Source organism: Cedecea neteri NBRC 105707 = ATCC 33855, assembly GCF_001571265.1.
Classification (GTDB): Bacteria; Pseudomonadota; Gammaproteobacteria; order Enterobacterales; family Enterobacteriaceae; genus Cedecea; species Cedecea neteri.
Map to the genome: position 1 here is coordinate 1 of NZ_BCTL01000046.1, position 17,115 is coordinate 17,115.

The window sequence follows — 17,115 nt, forward strand, 5'->3', positions numbered from 1 at the left end:
ACAGGGCCTGATGGCCTTTGTTAAAGGCTGGGATAACAACACGCTTGGGATAACAGATGAAGGCAAACAAGCCAAAATCTGGGATGCCAAAGAAGGTGTTTGTATTGGTCGCCGGGTTGTTGATGAAGTTAAAGAATGGACTGAACCGGGTAAAGGAAACCAGCAGGTTGTCCGGGTATCCTACTCATGGAAACTGGTTGATGTGCCGGGCTGGGTCGATAAAGAGGCGTTTTCCAGCGTCAAGGGGATGAATGAACCTGCTGATGGTGCCATGACGCTTGTTAAAACCAATAACGGCTGGAAAGCTAACTAAGGATACGATCATGGAAAACAGTGCCATTCAGTGTCCTTTCTGTTTCAAAGAAAGCCAGCGTGGTGTTCATGTCTGTACGGGGTGTCAGGCTTCTGTTTTATATGGAGCCTTTCCACAATGGTATGCTGTTGTAGTTATCTTCCTGTCTTTTGCATTATCGGTCCTGATAGGGATGTCTGCAGGAATGGCTGGCGCTACTATCAGCCTACCGATAATTGCAGTTGTGGGTTTTGTGGCTGGGAAGGTGATTTTCTCTGATAATGTTGTTTTCAGACGAAGAATGTAATCAGCCTTACTACAGAAAACCATACTTTTGATTTATCAGGGTATGGTTTTTTTGTGGGTAAGGGGAAAAGAAAATCTGAAATCGATATTGAGCTGACACTTTTGTAACTCAGGACAATGTTTTACCTTACCGAGAGCTAGATGCCAGCAACGGACATAGGTAAAACCATATAATCAATAGCTTAGCCCATATTTACTTTATGGCATGATTGAATCAAAATCTTTTGAGGTAATGATTAGATACTTTATTTCTTTTCTGCAAACCGATGTTGTAGAATAACATTTCTTAGTCAATTACATGGAAATTTCCTATGGAATCTTCTCCGGGCAACGTTAGAGAACCTGTAGATAGTAGAGGCATTTCACAAAATTTAGTCGTGCATTTTAATCTATATCGAGATTATTTCAATAAGCTTTTAAATAAAGACTTCAATAGCACTAATACTTTCTTTACGGTAGAGGATAAAGAAAAAATAAAAGAAGCTTACGAAAAAGCTCATCACATCAGGGAGTACGAAATAAACCTTTATTGGTCCCGATTAAATTATCTATAAGCTATTACAGCAGTTCTCTTCACTGGTTGGGGAGTGATGCTAAATAGTATGATTAATCCTGAAGAAGGTCATTTAATCAATGGGTTACAATATTTTACTTTATTTTTCATTTCGATTTTTGGTGTGGCATTGACAACAGTTTCAAGGTTGATTACAAAAGCGGGCAAGCATTGGCAACAGGTATGGGAATATCATTTAATGGCTTTAGAACCTTTTCAATCGGGTAGCCTTTACAGATTAAAATTCAAGAGTTATCGAATCGACTTGCCTTCGATCAGTCAATCTGTCAGCCTCTTTCATGTTTTTTTGTTGCTTATGTGGTGCGGTTCAGCATTGCTATCAGCTATTATTCCATTTTTTAAAGATGACCATGCTTTCCTTATTGTTGAAGTCGTAGTGCTCATATTAATATATCAGATATATAAACGTATTAATAAATACGTTTTGAAATCATCTAATATTGATCTTACATTAATGTAGTACTTTAGGTTTTTTTAAAAACATTCTGGCCCCAGCACATCAATTTCTCATTGAGTGCTGCTGGTGTCGCTTTTGTTACTGATGTTTTTAGCCATAGCGTGTGTTATCTCTGAGATTAAGTCTGAGCCAATGCTCATAAACACAGTGTCATTCATAATCACGATTATGACGATAACCCGGTGGCCTCAACTTGGGAGCACGATTTTTTCCTGCATATTCTGGTGGCATTGATGGCGTGAAAGACATACTGTTATCAGCATCAGTTTTATCTTTCTCTGGACGACTTGGGAAACGCCTGACCTCATCAGGTGTTGGACTATAAGTGTCACTGTTAAACCTTGCACGTCTTTCATGCTCTGCGCGTGAAACATAGATCCCCTGAACCTCATCAAAGACATAGTTCTCAGCGATACGCTTATCGTGTTCAATATCAGGAGCAACAGCAACAGGCTTCTTCTTGGCCCAGACAAACTTCTCTCTAACATATTCGACTACCAGAAGGGTAAAGCGCTTAAAGATGCCATCCTTACGAGGTTTAACATATTTCCTTTTAGATTTAACTGGAGCGCGTTTACCCGCTCTGGCTGTTGAAGATACAGGCGCTTTCAGTTTAGTGCGTGTATGAGGTGCAGGAGCAACCAGAACAGGTTTTTGGTTTTCTGACGACGAAGACTGTGAACCTGTTTCAGGTAATACAATTTCAACGGGTTCAGGAAGCTCTGTCACGGTGAAACTTCTGAGGTCAACAACGATCTGAAGATCCAAATCTTTAAAGACACCATATGTGGCCTGTGCTTCAAGTTTCATCTCATCACGAAGTGCCTGCTCTGCTGCGCGTTGCTCCTGAGCATCCTGATTTTTCCATTTACCACGATGGATACGTGCCATTGGCCGGCGACTGGTTAATGTTGCCTTGGCAAGCCATAATGCTTTTTCTTCTGTATCTAAGGTAATAGCGGCGTTTTCAATCGCTTCATTATATTGGGTATCAATGGAGCGGTGATCGATACGTTCCGGCACCCCTGACGTTTCAAGATAACGATTGGCAAGCGTAGCCCATGATTCACGCCACTGGATCGCATTTTTTTTATCGTTCCAGCTTCTTTCTTTTTTGCCAAAGCCATCAGCAGTGATCGGTTTTAATGTCAACATCACATGAGCGTGAGGGTTTCTACCATCAAGATCATGAAAAACGATATCAGCAATCATGCCTTTATCAACGAAATTGTTCTGGCAGTATTCAGCTACCAGTTTGATTTTCTCCTCATGATTAAGCTCACAGGGAATAGCAACATCAAAATAACGAGCTGTTTGACCGTCTTTCTGACGCTCAACTTTTTCTACTTCATTCCATAAGGCGGCAGAACTTTCAATAATATGAGCAGGAGCGGAAACAGGCGATAATATCATATGGTGAAATAAATCTTTTCTGTGGCTGAAATCATAGGTATTACCTGTGCGGTCATCTGTTATTCTGCAACGCGCATGATAAGCTGCCTTCCCACAGGAAGACATACCCTCAGAACGTTTCACAATTTTAAACTCCAGATGAAATATCGCCATTAATACACATAATCTCAAATATAAAATATAACTATGCTGCCTTTAGTTTTTCGTAAAAAAAACTTTGTGGTTGACGTTGACTTTGTTTTCCAGAGGAAAACGGTTCTGGTTTTAGCCTGCGGCAGCAACCGTCGGTAGACCCCACACGCTCACGAAGTGAGTGTATAAGTGGGCATTGTTTTTTAAACAATGTAAAAACCGCTTACTTAATTAATACGAAATATATTAATGCCTGTAAAATTAACAACAAACAAAACGCCAAATTAAGCGGCGCTATCTGGATGAAAGGGCGAAGTGTCCCGCGATATTACATGAATGGGTTTTGATAGTGTCCGAAGGACAGAAAAAGTATTAATTTATCCCGCCGTAAGGCGGGGAAGTGCTAAAGCAAGAAAATAGGTGAGCTTATCGGTAGTTTTCCCTGTTGCACAATTCACAGGTTAGGACATGAAATGCAATATCAAATCTAACAGATAAAATGAAAACCACTAAAAGACAAAAATAAGTAACGCGGAGAGGTCGGGGTTCTAAAGGGAGGGGTATTTTTGATACTCCGTTTGTAATTTTCATTTTTAACCTATTGTTATCTTCTTAATGATAATTTCATGGTTTGTTTTGTAATTTTGGGGATCACTGTTGACCTGATGAGTTTATATTTAATAAAATATCTTTATTGTCTTGATAATTATCTAAAATATGGTAAAGGATAATTGTTAACAACAGTAAGGAGGTGTGATGTATAAAAACAACGATGAGGCTATTGACTGGGAAACGAAGAGACTTCTTGATGAAGGAGTCTATACCGATACAGAACAAGCCTATTTGGAAGCGGAAAAAATAGTAAACCGGATAAGGGAACAGGCAAAGCAACGACAGATTAAGCAGCAGTTTAGATTGAAGGTTAGATCAATTAAGAAACAACTGAATAATGGTTATGATTATGCAAATATCCCTTACGCTAAAAATAAAAAACATTGGGGGGATGACATATGACAACAAAAACAATCAAACAACAAATTGCTTCCGCACAGGAACGTTTATATTTTTTGGAAGCTAAAAAGAAACAACAAACTAAAAAAGAAAATACACGTCAGAAAATTATTTTCGGCGCAGAGGTTGCCAAAGTCTTGAGGTGTGATATTGATTATGTAGATAAGGAACTGGTCTTTGGGGTTCTACTTGATATCCCTAATCTACATGAGAGTGATATCGAAGCTTACAGAGCACGAGGCCAAGTCTATATCGACACAGTTATAAATAAATCCAAATAATAAATTTCCTTTTTCACGTCCGAACGGTGAGCCGATCTGAAACTTGTTTTCAGGTCGGTGAACTGTTTATCAAGCCTGAAGGCGCGATAGTCAATTTTTATCTTCTTTGCCTTATTTTTCATGTTTCCAGTTGACTACTTTTTTATTCTTGTTAATTGATGATTACGTGAAATAAAAAGGACAAGAAAAATGATTAAACATAATAAAGGGTTTTCCCTGTTAGAACTGATACTGGTTTTAGGTGTCGGTACGGCAATAGCTTTCATTAAATTTCAGGATATGAAAGGTGAACAGGAAAACATGACTGCCAGTGCTGTTGGTTCACAAATTAAACAGGTAGGGGAAGCGGTTAACCGTTATATTAGTATTCGCTTTGATAAGCTTTCAACACTTTCTACAAGCAGCAATCAGAGCAGCGATCCGGGGCCAAGAAACTGCTCAACTGCCAATAATAGCTGTACTATTACCTACCAGACACTGATAAATGAAGGCTTATTACCAGCATCGTACAATGGCATAAATGTCAATCGCTCCGCTTATTCGATTGTTCTCAGACGCTCTGGCAATGCGCCAGATTATGTTATTAATGGGTTAGTTATGACCACCGAACAATGGAAGGAAGGAGATAGGATACGTTATGATTTATTGGGTAAGTCTATGCAGACTGCTGGTATTGACAGTGGCGTAAGTAAGTTGACCTCGACGGTCTCCGGGTATGGAGGACAATGGTCAGAAAAAGCTTCTGATTATAACAACATTACGTCAACTGGTTTGCTGGCGTATCGTGTGGGTTATAACAGTGCTATGTATTCAGTTTATCTTCGCCGTGACGGAACCCTGCCAATGACAGGTGATCTGAATATGGGAACTAAAAATATTTATAATGCGGATAACATAACAGCATCAGGAAAAGGAACTTTTGGTGGTGAGGTGGAAGCAGGTGCTTGGGTTCATGCCAGAAATGGATACGGGGATTTACTGAGTATTGGTGGTGATGCATTAGCCAATGATTATGAAATAAGAATGGACGCAGATAAACCGTTAGGTATCCATATGAAAAGCAACCGATCTGATATTACAGTATTAAAAATTACAGGTGGTGTGGAGGTTGTCGGAGAGCTTAATACAACAGGGAATATTACATCGGGTAGAAATATAGCGGCTGGAAACTGGCTTATTGCTCATAATGGTGGTGGAAACACTATGTATATCGGTGGTGATGCTTCTGGAGTGGTTAACGGGACTGCTGGTAATGATTATGAGATAAAAATGGATACAGCTAAACCTTTAACTATATGGAATACTGCAATGTCAGACAGAACTCAAAATATGTTAGAGGTCTGGGGAACGCAGCAAATAACGGGTAATTTATCAGTGGCAGCTTCTGGTGATGCTAATGGTACCATTACCGCGTCTGGAAATATCACATCTAATAATACTGTTTACGGTAAATACCTTAGTCCAACAGAAAACGTAGCCGTTGGTGATAGCTGTGCGGAAAATGGACTTATTGGTAAAACTTCGGCAGGTAGAACGGTATCATGTATAAATAATATCTGGAAAAACCAAATAAGTATTATTGATTATCAAGAAATAAATGCTGTGAATGTAGCGGATAGGCCTGCATATGCTGGATGTGCAACTGCAATTGTTAATGCTTCTAAAGTATATACTACTACAATTAATACGACGACAGAGGAAATTTTTTCAACCTCTTTAAATGGTGGCGGTGCGGACAAAACGCTTAATCCTGATAGTAAAAATAATTTGGCTCTCTGTGTTTTTGTTAATAATGCATTATGCTCAGCTGATACAAATATAAAAGGATATGCATCTGGTAATGCAAGTTGTATAAAAAAATTAAATAAAGGCACTAACACTATCACATGGGTTGTAGGGCATACATATGGGCTTTCCCGATTTTTAATCCAATACACAAGGTTTCAGTATTAAAAAATATAGTGTTTTTATGATTTCTGAAAAGGTGTGCCTTGTATTGTTCCACTTTCAATCAAGATCAAAAGCCCGGAAGTAAGGGTTATAAATGGTGATTATCTTTGAATGGTGCTTAATTAGATACTTTTACGGTGCAAACTCAGATTGTCTGACCAAACTTTACTATTAGCTGTGTGATTCAATCAGCGCATTGACCTCATCTGCAAAATCAATAAAGGTTGCTCCTACTAGGTAATTTCCTCTTTTCGCTCGGTGCTCTTTAAATATACCAGCAGCCAGAAGGGAGAACTCACCGCTCGTGCGGTGCATAACGATCTGAGCAATAACACCTCCACTCATACCCGCCAGTGAAGGTATGGATGTAGTACTGCTTATTGGTTCAAAAGTGATATTTTTATTTTTTCCATCAGGTACAAAATGGAAGAAAATATCTTCGGTTTTCCGCTCATAGTAGAAATGGTGGAAGGTTAAGTTAAAAGGAGTCAGCCCCTTCTCTGGACGCAGTAAGTGTAGTTTATTGAGCTTTGCGGGATAACCAATGATAACAAAAGATGATGTTTTTATTTCGCAATCATCATGAACTGAAGTGAATACTTTGCTGTAGGGGATATCCATAGCAATTTTTCTCGGCAGCGGAATTACTGCATAGTCTTGCTCATCATTGAAAAATATTTCGAGTTTTCCAAACGGGAATTTAACGCCATCGATTGAGATAAAAGGTGAAACACTTTTACGCATCTCAGTAATGACATGTGATGCCGTCACAATGCAGGGCATCTTCCCATCGCATAAATAAAGAAATCCACTACCGACCAGAAAAGCTTCTTGGGGGTTGAACTCTTTTCTAACAAAAAATGATACCAGTGCGCTACGCCAGTCCAGTGCAAGCGCCGATGTCTTATTTTTTTCTATCCAGTTCGGAACAAAGACACTAACAGGCAGAAAAGGATATATTAGAGTGGAATCAGACAGCATGCTATCCCTTGAAAATTACTTGAATGAAAATTATAAAAATATTAATTAAAAGAAAGTTCAATTCAACCAAAAATTTTACTCGCGGCACTTTCTCTCTGCTCTTTACCAACTGTCAGATTTAATCGTGCTTTAACATCGACACTGCCAGATCAAGTCTGAACTAATACAATTCACGCTACACCTCTGAAACGCTCTCACCCACACAATACCCCGCCCAATCCCTCATGAGAGCCACACGCTTTGGCCATAGCGTTCCCCGCTGGTAGGCTGCTTCAGCTTTATCAGCCAACTGGTGAGCCAGCGCATGTTCGATAACTTCCCTCTGGTGTGATGTAGTTTCACCCGCCCATTCGCGGAAGGTTGATCGAAAGCCATGCTGTGTTAATCCTGAGTGGTTCATTCGCTTTAATACTGCCAGCAAAGACATATCTGATAGCTGTCCACCACGTGGGGCAGGGAACACAAGGTTATTGTCCTTGAAACGTGGTAAAGCCTTTAACAAAGCTACTGCCGCTTCTGATAGCGGAACACGATGCTCTTTACCGGCTTTCATTCGGTTGCCGGGGATTGTCCATGTTTTTTCTTTCAAATCCATTTCATTCCATTCAGCGCCGCGGACCTCACCAGAACGAGCAACGGTTAGGATTGAAAACTCAAGTGCTCGTGCTGAAATGCCAGCTCGTTTGCGTAGATCGGACATGAACGAACCGATTTCACTATAGGGCAGTGCAGCGTGATGTTTTTGTTTCTGAACCTTACTTGGCATTGGCAGGAGGGGCTTGAGCATCCCTTTCCATGCCGCTGGGTTATCACCTTCAAAATATTCTCTGGCTTTGGCGTAATCAATGATGGTTTCGATACGTCCACGCAGGCGGCTGGCGGTTTCGTTTTTTGTTAACCAGATAGGTTCAAGGATGGTTAGCAGATCGGCTCTGGTGATTTCACTGACAGCTTTTTGACCAATAACCGGGTAGGCATAGGTTTCCAGAGTGGAACGCCACTGCGCGATATGTTTCTGATTCTTTAGTTCCTTGGACTTAATTTCGATGACATCTTCAGCACAATCAGCAAACGTTTTTTTCTTATGTGCCTGCTTCTCCTGATGCGCTTTATGGATGTGTTTTTCTTCCAGCGGATCGATACCATTACGGATCTGCTTACGTAGCGCACGAGCTTTGTCACGCGCTTCTGCTAAAGAAACTTCAGGGTAGGGGCCAAGACCTAAGTTTAAGCGTCTGGGAACGGTTCTTCCTTGTCCGTTAACTCTGACTCCCATCGCTACGCAAAGGATCCATGAACGGGATTGCCCTCTGTTACGCAGATATAAGCCATCAACCCCACCAACTGCAAAAGAACCTTCTTTTTTTAGTTTTGATACGGCAAGTCCTGAGAGTTCTTTGGCTTTCTTTGGCATATGTTAAATCCTGTCGTACAAACCGCCATGCATAAGGTACTGCATAAAATGTCAGATTTTTCCGCGCCTCGCAATACCTCTCCGAACAAAGGGTTTTGACAACATATTGTTTATTAATAGAAAAAATATACTTTCCCTGACGATTTCGGACATTATTATGGCGGACTGCGCTTCCGCCAACATTCGAAGGGGTTGCCGAAAGGCAGCCCCTTTTGCTTTGGTCCAGACGCGGCATGTCGAATGTGCAGATTTTGTACATCATCCCTGCGTACCTTTAGCCTTCCTGTAAGTTCCTGGCGACATCTTAAAGCTGCGGGTAAACAGCCGGTTAAAACTCTGCTGTGAATCAAAACCGTACTTTACCGAAATATCTACGATTCGTTCCTGGGTATTTTTGAGATCTTGTGCCGCCAGCTGTAATTTCCTGATTCTGATGTAGCGGCCTATACTTTCGCCTTTGTGATATAAAAAAATCCTCTGGAAGTGCCATTTGGAATAACCAGAATAGCGAGCAATATCCTCTATTCGTAATCGTCGGTGAATATTGTTATCGATCCACCCGGTGATGGTTTCAATAACTTTGGCGGAAATTTTCATGCTTTTATCTCTCTGTGTTAGCAAACGCTTATTTACGCATTGAACGCTGCAGAAGTGACTTAATGAAATGTCGAAGGTGGCAAGATAAAAAATAATGATCGAGATCTTTGGTTTTATCTGTATGACAACGCTTGATGTTGTTTTTATATAAGGGTGGTTTCGTATGGTGTGTTGAATGTATGTTTTTAACGTATGTATTATTGCAGACGTTAAAATCACCCTTTTCGTACAGGCATGCTTTAAAATCATGGACTCCCGTTGAGGAGGGAGGTGCCGCGAAGATAAAAACCAGACTAAGAGCGATCTTCATCACTGAGCTTCGGCCTGCTGTTTTAATCAACACGCGATGGCATAAGAAATCAGAAGGTATAATTGACGGCAAGCATGCCGGTTGTGCCGTCTTTTCTCATGACGATGGGGCTGTTGGATGCCTTCTTATTAAGCCAGGCGTAGCCCAGGCTAAACAAGCCTCCCCCAGTGTTCGCTGAACTGATGGGTCAGCGTCAGGCTGGTGTCCGTGCCGTAAAACCCACCGGCGCTGCTGTAGCGCGAGAAACCGGAACGGCTGTGCTGCTGCTCATTGACCCCATACCAGGTATTCATATAACGGGCATCGCCGAACAACGCGCTGGTCTGAAATGTCAGCGTATTATCCTCGTTCATAATAGGAATATAATTAATTGATGTGGAATAAGACACGCCCTGGCCATCATTCAGCGGTAGCGTTGTTTTTCCTTCGAATACCAGCCACGGGGCCAGTGCCCAGCCGAGTGCAATACCCGAATTAACCGTAGATGAAATATCGCCCATGCCTTTAAGTTTATCGGAGCCTTTGCGCCAGCCTGAATTTTTATCCGTGCGGCCGGAGTCATAACCTAGTGTGGGTTCTATATATAAACCATTATCGCTTTGAAGATGTATGCCAAGCCCATTCATCGAATCAAAGAAAATATTGTCTTTCTGGATGTGAATCAGCGGAATAATAGTGGAACTCTGCTCATTGGCGCCGCTATAGCGCGGAGAAGACATGGCGCCCAGACCAAAAGTAATAGTGGTTTCATCAGCATTAAATTCACTTGCATACGCAGATGAAATACCGGAGATTAGCAGCGGTGCGATTAGGTATTTTATGCTTTTCTTCGTTAACATTATGATTCTCATCGTCAGGTGTTTATATTTTTGTGCATACTTAACTCAGTAAGTAAAAGGATTATGCTGGGGGCTTATCAATGAACAACCAGGGATTTGTGAAGAAACTGTCAAGGTAACATTAAATGAAAAATAAACGGGTCCTGGTGATTGAAGACGACGCTGATGCGGCAAATGTGTTAGAGGCCTATCTTAAACGCGAAGGCTATAGCGTTTCGGTGGCGGGCGATGGCCTGTCAGGCATGAACACGGTGGTAACCTGGAAACCCGATATTATTTTGCTGGATGTCATGCTTCCCGGGATGAACGGCACGGAAATCCTTGCTGCCGTCAGGCGAAAGGGCAATACCCCGGTCATCATGATCACCGCGATGGGCGAACCCTATGACAAGATCGGGGCTTTACGCTATGGCGCCGATGACTACGTGGTCAAGCCCTACAATCCCGGTGAGGTTATGGCCCGGGTGCAGGCCGTGCTCAGGCGCAGCCAGGCCAACCAACTCCCCGCAGAAGATATTTTACGCTGGGGTCCACTGGAAGTGGATGTCACCAATATGGTGGCACAGGCTTTGCCCGAGGGAGCTTCCCCGTTGCGCCTGGATTTAACGCTCACCGAGTTTTCTATTTTGAAAACGCTAATGCGCGCCCCGACGAGGCCGCTCAGCCGCCAGTTTTTGCTTGAAGAGTGCCTCCCGGAAAGCGACGCTCTGGAGCGAGTGGTCGACACGCATGTTTATAATTTAAGGAAAAAGCTTGAGGCGGCGGGAATTGATAATCTGATCCTGAACGTGCGTGGCATCGGCTACAGGTTCTGCAAACCATGAAAGATAAAAAGAGCAAATCTCTCCTGCTGTGGATATCGATTCGTATCATCGTGGTGGCCGTCAGCGTCCTGTTTTTCATTGTGCTGGCGATGTGGAGCATCTACGCGGTTCAGTATTACTGGGTTGTGCATCATATGTCGCCTGCCGCTTATCAGGAGTTCCTGACGCTGCGGGCGGATCCTGATTTAGACATTGTCCGTTTTCATCAAATTGTCGATGCCCGCTGGGGAATCGAATACAGCACGCCTTCCATTAGCTCACTTAACTGGGGCTGGCTGTTCATCTTTATTTCGATGGCGACCCCGTTTGTTATCGTCAGCTGTTTACGGGCCACACGCCCGCTTGCCGCACAATTTCGCAGCCTCACGGACGTCGCAGAGATTGTTGCTCAAGGGGATTTCAATCAGCAGGCGAAAAGGGTGGATGAATGTCCGGCTGAGGTGACTCGCTTTGCCAGCAACTTTAATAAAATGATCAGCCAACTGGCGCTGTACGAACGTGAACTTAAGGCTTCGCATGTGGCCGCCGCGCATGAGCTGCGTTCACCGTTAACCGCAGCAATGGGGCGGCTGCAGGGCATGATCGATAATGTGTTTCCGGCGGATGAAAAACAGCTGAACATGGTGATGACACAGCTGAAAAACCTCAGTCACCTCACCGATGATTTGCATCTCCTTTCCCTGGCGAGCGCGGGGCAATTATCGCTTCATTACAGCGTATTCGCGCTTTCTGAAGTCCTGAATGAGCGGGTCGCATGGCTAAAACCCCAGCTGGAAGCTGCCGGGATGTCCGTCCTGGTTGAGGCAGAAGATGAATTCTATTACTCAGGAGATGAAGCCCGCCTGGGGCAGGTCTTCACCATTATCATTGAGAATATGCTTCGCTATTGCAGCAGGGGCGATCGCATGTTCATTCGTTTTCGCCACCTTGAGCAGCACATTGCGATAACGTTTCAGGATACCGGGCCAGGCGTCTCGGAGGATTATTTGCCCCATATTTTCGAGCGCTTCACGCGTGGAGAACGCTCGCGGGCCAGAGACTCAGGCGGCAGCGGGCTGGGGCTTTCTATTGCCAGAGAAATCTGTCACGCGCACCAGGGAGATATCCGCGCCAGCCTGCCTGCTGAAGGCGGGTTGCTGATGACGATAAATTTGCCCGTGCCGCTCAGCGAAGATGAACCTTGACTTACTCGTACCATGCCGGTGCCAGCGAAAACTGCCGCCAGACGTCGGGATCGTGCCCGGGAATCAATTTCGCCGCGTGTTGCCCGGTTAGCGCCCGCAGTTTTGCCACCGAGCGTGCGGCGTCGCTGGCAGAAGTCATCAAGCCCGGAAGCGCACGGTCATAAAAATGATCCAGCGTATAGGCGGCATCAATCGCCAGCGTGAAGGCCTGGCCGCTGGCGAGCGTTACCAGGAATGACTGATGCCCTGGAGAGTGCCCCGGCGTTGAGACGCAGCGCAGCGTCCCGTCGCCGTACAGATCAAAGCCGTCCTCATCCAGCAATTTCCAGTTGAGGTTCGGGCGGGCAAAATCATTGCGGCAATAGGCGCCTGCGGTGAACCAGTCAGGCTGAAAGGCATAGTCGTATTCCTGCCTTTGGACGATATGCAAGGCGTTTGGGAAGCGTCCAATCGCGCCTGTGTGGTCAGAATGCAGATGAGAAAGTAATACATAGCGAATATCTTCTGGCTGAATGCCCAGCGCACCCAGCTGTGCCACGCATCCCTGTTCTTCGGTCATTAACGGCTGATAATGATCCACCGTATCTCCCCAGTATGCATGAGGATTGGCCAGCCCTTCGGCGGCAAGCCCCCCATCGATAATGACGTGGCCCCTGGGATGCGTCAGAAGGAACCAGGGAACGGGGATTTCGTAGCTGCTACCTTCCCCTTGATTCATCCTGATATCGTGATACTTGCAGCGTTGAGTACCGGACTGAAACAGATAAAGCCTGATCTCTGACATGATATTTCTCCTGATTAATAAGGGCTAAAAGCGCGCTATAAGCACCACCAGGTATCAGTTTTATCTAAATCGTACTGGCGCAGTAGGTCTCTGCCGCTGCTTTCATCTATCGGATAAACCGATATACTGAGCGAATGGATCTTTTGGCGGCAATGCGCATCTATGTGCGGGTGGTAGAGCGGGGCAGTATGTCCGCCGCCGCGCGCGATATTGGCATCGGACAGCCGGCGGTGAGTGAGAGGATAGAGCGGCTGGAGGCTCACCTTGGCACCCGTCTGCTGCGGCGAAACACGCGCCGAATGTCCCTGACCGACAGCGGCGCTTTATTCTATGAGCGCAGTAAAGTCGCGATTTCAGCGGCAGATCTTGCGCTGGCGGTCGTGGATGAGCGGGTGGCATTAAAAGGGCTGATTCGTATCGCGGCGCCCTATGGCGCGGGGGAGGAAGTCCTGATGCCCGCCTTGTTAAAGCTGAGAGCAAAATACCCTGAGCTAAATATTGAGCTGATCCTGAATGATCGTGTCATCGATCCGGTGACGGAAGGCGTCGATATTTCGTTGCGGCTTGGCGACCCCGGCGAGGGCGATTTTGTGGCGCATCCGCTGGGTGATGTGCGGCGGGTGCTGGTTGCTTCGCCAGATTATCTGATGCGAAACGGTACGCCAGCCTCTCCGGATGAACTTATCCATCACGCCTTTGCGCGAGTTTCCGGCCTGTTTAACGACGGCCGTCTGCCGCTTATTTCGCAAAATAACCAGATTGTTAGTGCCCGCCTGAACGTGGTGTTCAGCGCTAATCACTGGCGGCCGCTTTACACGATCCTGAGGGCAGGGGAAGCCATCGGCGTGCTGCAGTATCCGGTATGCCAACAAGCGCTGCAAAGCGGCCAGCTCGTCTCGCTGCTGCCGGAATACACCGTCCCGTCGTTCAGCGCCTTTTTACTTTATCCGCCGATCAACAAAGCCTCCCGCGAGGTCAGCGCCTGTGTTGCTTTCCTGAAAAGCGAGCTCGCAGAGACGTTGCAGGAGAATATTACCTAACCTCTCAGGCTACGAAAGCCGGTGGATCAAACGCGGTAATCGGCGGGAGTACTTCGCGCCAAAGCTCTATTTCCACCCGGCAGCTTTGGGCGCTACAGCCCTGACCTAGGCGCGAAGAACCGCGATCCTCGGTCAATACGTTCGGGTTACCGTGCTTGTCCAGCGAACCTGGCATGGAAGGATCCAGTGGGTCATACCAGGCGCCGGTCGAGATCTGAACCACGCCCGGCAGGATCTGGTCGCTGATATGGACGCCGGCCAGAATGGCCCCCCGACCATTGAAGACCTTTACCACCTCCCCTTCCTGAATGCCGCGTTTTTGCGCATCGGTTGGGTGCATCCACAGCGGCTCGCGCCCCTGAATTTTCGTGGCCCGGCTAACGCTGCCGTGGTCGTACTGACTGTGCAGTCGGGTGCGTGGCTGGCTGGAAAGCAGATGTAAAGGCCAGTGCTTAGCCTGCTGTTGCTGATAAGCCGCCTCTTCTTCATCCCAAAACGGAAAGCCCGGGCACTCCCGATAGCCGAACCCGGCCACGGTCGCTGAATAAAGCTCGATTTTTCCCGACGGCGTGGACAGCGGAAAGCGATCGGGATCGGCGCGAAAATCGGCCAGGAAGATTTGTGGCTCAGTGGGAGGCGTGAACTCCAGTTTGCCCTGTTCCCAGAAGGTGTCAAAAGAGGGAAGCTCCACGCCATCTTCCTGCGCTCTCTCCCGCGAAGATTCATACAGATGCGGCAACCAGTCAGCTGCGGTACGTCCTTCGCTGAAGGTTTCGTAAAAGCCCAGCCTTTTCGCCAGCCCGCAGAAAATGGTGTAGTCATCCTGAGCTTCAGCCAGCGCCGGTATTTGCTGGCGCATGGCAATCATAAAGCCGTCGTGGCTGCCGCTGCCGATATCGTCGCGCTCGAGGGAAGTGGTCACCGGCAGCACAATATCGGAAAACTTTGCCTGCGCCGTCCAGTACTGCTCGTGGGCAACGATGGTTTCCGGGCAGCGCCAGGCTTCAACCAGGCGGTTGAGATCCTGATGATGATGGAAAGCGTTGCCGCCCGCCCAGTAGACGAGGCGGATGTCGGGATAATGGCAAAGCTTGCCATCAAATTCATATTCACCGCCGGGATTCAGCAGCATGTCCGATAAGCGAGCTACAGGGATTGCCGTTTTTATCTTGTTCTCACCGGCAGGAAGGCGAGGGCCAGAGAAAGGCACCCGTGCAGCCCCGGCAAGGTTGGTACAGGCATAGCCGAAAGCCAAACCTCCCCCGGGCGTACCAATCTGGCCAAGCAGGGAAGTCAGCGCCACGGTTGCCCAGTACGCCTGTTCTCCCTGGCGGGCGCGCTGAATGGACCAGGAAATATTGATCATCGTGCGCTTGCCCGCCATGGTACGAGCCAGCGTTAAGATTTGTTCGGCATCAATGCCGGTAATGCCTGCCGCCCAGTCTGCGGTTTTAGGCACGCCGTCGTGTTCGCCGAAAAGATAACGGCGCAGCTGCTCGAAGCCGACGGTATGGCTGCTGATAAAGGCCATATCGTGTAGGGACTCTGCAATCAGCGTATGGCAAAGCGCCAGCAGCAGTGCTGTATCTGTGCCGGGGCGAATCGCCAGCCAGCGGGCGCTTTCTACTGCACTGAGATCGTTTTGTACCGGGCTGATGTTCACGAACTGCACGCCATTTTGCTCAAGACGTTCAAGCCAGTGCTTCAGCATGTGGTCGTTTGCGCCACCGCCGTTTACCTGAGCGTTTCTGAGCGGCAACCCGCCGATGGCCACGAACATCTCGCAATGTTCTGCCAGCACCGAGAAATGAGTGTGTTGCTTATGCAGCGGGCTTAACGGGCCAAGAATATGCGGAAGGATCCGTTCTCCGGCCGCGCTGCTGTAGGTATTTGTACTGGCGGTGTAGCCGCCAAAGCCTTTAAGAAAACGGTGCAGCTGGCTTTGGGCATGGTGAAAGCGCCCGGCGCTGGCCCAGCCGTAAGAGCCGCCAAAAATCGCCTCGTTGCCAAAGCGTTCCTGCACTGAACGGAGATCTCGCGCCAGCAGATCCAGCGCCTGCTCCCAGCTCACCTCGACAAACGGTTCTTTGCCCCGGCCTTCACGAGAAGCCGGGCCGTTTTGCAGATAGCCCAGGCGAACCGCCGGGCGGCGAATACGCGTATTGCCGGTGACAGCGTCCGCCAGAGACTGTCCGATACGGGAAGGATTTTTGTCCCAGGATACGGGAGAAATGGCGGCAATACGCTTGCCTTCGGTGGTGACCTGGTAGGTTCCCCAGTGCATTACCGCCAGCTGATGTTCCGCTTTCATGCTTATACCGCGCGTTATCGATAGGGCTAAAGCGGCATCATACGGGGAGGTGGGAGCAAAGAGGAAATTCATCTGGCGATGAAAAATCAGGTAAATGGGCAGAACTTTAGCGAATACTGTTTCATTTATATAGACTGGCAGGATTTATAATTAACCGGTGAGGATATATCGTCGTTTAATTTTATTTTAAGGTGTTTTTGTTGTGCTGAGAAATTAATTAACCCGCAAGTTTAATGTGGTTGAATTATTTTCTTGTTGTATGTTTTACATGTGTTTTTTTCATGTTCATCCACCTCATTCTAAAGTGACTTAATGCCATCGCTGTGAAAGTATAAGATATATCTATTTTTTATTTTGGCTTGATAAAGCTTGTTGTCATGCTGTCGCTTTAGTGAACGATGAATACAGGATAATT

18 protein-coding genes are annotated in these 17,115 nt (G+C 46.3%); 10 read left to right on the forward strand and 8 right to left on the reverse strand.

What is annotated here, in order from left to right; genetic code table 11:
• The 4 genes from CNE01S_RS18480 to CNE01S_RS18495 form a co-directional block, all read left to right on the forward strand.
• Nucleotides 1-313 (forward strand): SEN1982 family lipoprotein (locus CNE01S_RS18480; protein ID WP_500784345.1); only part of this gene is annotated, 313 nt, incomplete at its 5' end.
• Nucleotides 314-323: 10 nt separating this feature from the next.
• A complete protein-coding gene (locus tag CNE01S_RS18485; RefSeq protein WP_061277710.1) occupies nucleotides 324-599 on the forward strand; it encodes a hypothetical protein in 276 nt (91 codons plus the stop codon).
• 310 nt (nucleotides 600-909) lie between these two features.
• Entirely contained in the window at nucleotides 910-1,152 is a 243-nt protein-coding gene (locus tag CNE01S_RS18490; protein WP_061277711.1) for a hypothetical protein, read from the forward strand.
• A 3-nt stretch (nucleotides 1,153-1,155) separates the two neighbouring features.
• Entirely contained in the window at nucleotides 1,156-1,632 is a 477-nt protein-coding gene (locus CNE01S_RS18495) for a RipA family octameric membrane protein (protein ID WP_439645713.1), read from the forward strand.
• A gap of 147 nt (nucleotides 1,633-1,779) precedes the next feature.
• Here the strand turns inward: CNE01S_RS18495 and mobQ are convergent, their stop codons facing one another.
• The gene (gene mobQ / locus CNE01S_RS18500) at nucleotides 1,780-3,195 is read right to left on the reverse strand and encodes a MobQ family relaxase (RefSeq protein WP_061277713.1); all 1,416 of its coding nucleotides are present in this window, start codon (nucleotides 3,193-3,195) and stop codon (nucleotides 1,780-1,782) included.
• A gap of 735 nt (nucleotides 3,196-3,930) precedes the next feature.
• On the opposite strand from mobQ, the gene CNE01S_RS18505 reads away from it, so the two are divergent.
• The 3 genes from CNE01S_RS18505 (at nucleotide 3,931) to CNE01S_RS18515 (ending at nucleotide 6,419) form a co-directional block, all read left to right on the forward strand.
• Complete coding sequence (locus tag CNE01S_RS18505) at nucleotides 3,931-4,188, forward strand: hypothetical protein (protein WP_061277714.1); 258 nt, start codon at nucleotides 3,931-3,933, stop codon at nucleotides 4,186-4,188.
• A complete protein-coding gene (locus tag CNE01S_RS18510; RefSeq protein ID WP_061277715.1) occupies nucleotides 4,185-4,466 on the forward strand; it encodes a conjugal transfer protein TraD in 282 nt (93 codons plus the stop codon). Before CNE01S_RS18505 ends, CNE01S_RS18510 begins: the two co-directional genes overlap by 4 nt.
• 189 nt (nucleotides 4,467-4,655) lie before the next feature.
• A complete protein-coding gene (locus tag CNE01S_RS18515; protein WP_061277716.1) occupies nucleotides 4,656-6,419 on the forward strand; it encodes a type II secretion system protein in 1,764 nt (587 codons plus the stop codon).
• Between the two features lie 168 nt (nucleotides 6,420-6,587).
• On the opposite strand, the gene CNE01S_RS18520 is transcribed toward CNE01S_RS18515, so the two are convergent.
• From CNE01S_RS18520 to CNE01S_RS18535, 5 genes are all read right to left on the reverse strand, one after another.
• Nucleotides 6,588-7,397, reverse strand: a complete 810-nt coding sequence (locus CNE01S_RS18520; RefSeq protein ID WP_061277717.1) for a trypsin-like peptidase domain-containing protein — start codon at nucleotides 7,395-7,397, stop codon at nucleotides 6,588-6,590.
• A 175-nt stretch (nucleotides 7,398-7,572) separates the two neighbouring features.
• On the reverse strand, nucleotides 7,573-8,811 hold the full coding sequence (locus CNE01S_RS18525; protein WP_061277718.1) for a tyrosine-type recombinase/integrase: 1,239 nt from the start codon (nucleotides 8,809-8,811) through the stop codon (nucleotides 7,573-7,575).
• 258 nt (nucleotides 8,812-9,069) lie between these two features.
• Nucleotides 9,070-9,408 carry a DNA-binding transcriptional regulator RamA gene (locus tag CNE01S_RS18530; RefSeq protein ID WP_061277747.1) on the reverse strand — a complete coding sequence of 113 codons (339 nt, stop codon included), beginning with the start codon at nucleotides 9,406-9,408 and terminating at the stop codon, nucleotides 9,070-9,072.
• Nucleotides 9,409-9,767: 359 nt separating this feature from the next.
• Nucleotides 9,768-9,875 carry a MipA/OmpV family protein gene (locus CNE01S_RS26015; protein WP_281258523.1) on the reverse strand — a complete coding sequence of 36 codons (108 nt, stop codon included), beginning with the start codon at nucleotides 9,873-9,875 and terminating at the stop codon, nucleotides 9,768-9,770.
• On the reverse strand, nucleotides 9,868-10,557 hold the full coding sequence (locus CNE01S_RS18535; protein ID WP_255212430.1) for a MipA/OmpV family protein: 690 nt from the start codon (nucleotides 10,555-10,557) through the stop codon (nucleotides 9,868-9,870). Before CNE01S_RS18535 ends, CNE01S_RS26015 begins: the two co-directional genes overlap by 8 nt.
• A 125-nt stretch (nucleotides 10,558-10,682) precedes the next feature.
• On the opposite strand from CNE01S_RS18535, the gene CNE01S_RS18540 reads away from it, so the two are divergent.
• Nucleotides 10,683-11,381, forward strand: coding sequence for a response regulator (locus CNE01S_RS18540; protein ID WP_061277719.1), 699 nt, complete (start codon nucleotides 10,683-10,685; stop codon nucleotides 11,379-11,381).
• Complete coding sequence (locus CNE01S_RS18545; protein WP_061277720.1) at nucleotides 11,378-12,565, forward strand: sensor histidine kinase; 1,188 nt, start codon at nucleotides 11,378-11,380, stop codon at nucleotides 12,563-12,565. The genes CNE01S_RS18540 and CNE01S_RS18545 overlap by 4 nt, the downstream gene beginning before the upstream one ends.
• 1 nt (nucleotide 12,566) lies before the next feature.
• Here CNE01S_RS18545 and attM read toward each other — a convergent pair whose 3' ends face one another.
• Nucleotides 12,567-13,349 (reverse strand): AttM family quorum-quenching N-acyl homoserine lactonase, encoded by a 783-nt coding sequence (gene attM / locus CNE01S_RS18550; RefSeq protein WP_061277721.1) that lies wholly within the window; start codon nucleotides 13,347-13,349, stop codon nucleotides 12,567-12,569.
• Between the two features lie 152 nt (nucleotides 13,350-13,501).
• Here attM and CNE01S_RS18555 point away from each other — a divergent pair, with 152 nt between their 5' ends.
• Nucleotides 13,502-14,389 carry a LysR family transcriptional regulator gene (locus CNE01S_RS18555; RefSeq protein WP_061277722.1) on the forward strand — a complete coding sequence of 296 codons (888 nt, stop codon included), beginning with the start codon at nucleotides 13,502-13,504 and terminating at the stop codon, nucleotides 14,387-14,389.
• A 4-nt stretch (nucleotides 14,390-14,393) separates the two neighbouring features.
• Here CNE01S_RS18555 and CNE01S_RS18560 read toward each other — a convergent pair whose 3' ends face one another.
• Entirely contained in the window at nucleotides 14,394-16,700 is a 2,307-nt protein-coding gene (locus CNE01S_RS18560) for a molybdopterin-dependent oxidoreductase (RefSeq protein ID WP_061277723.1), read from the reverse strand.
• Between the last annotated feature and the right edge of the window lie 415 nt (nucleotides 16,701-17,115).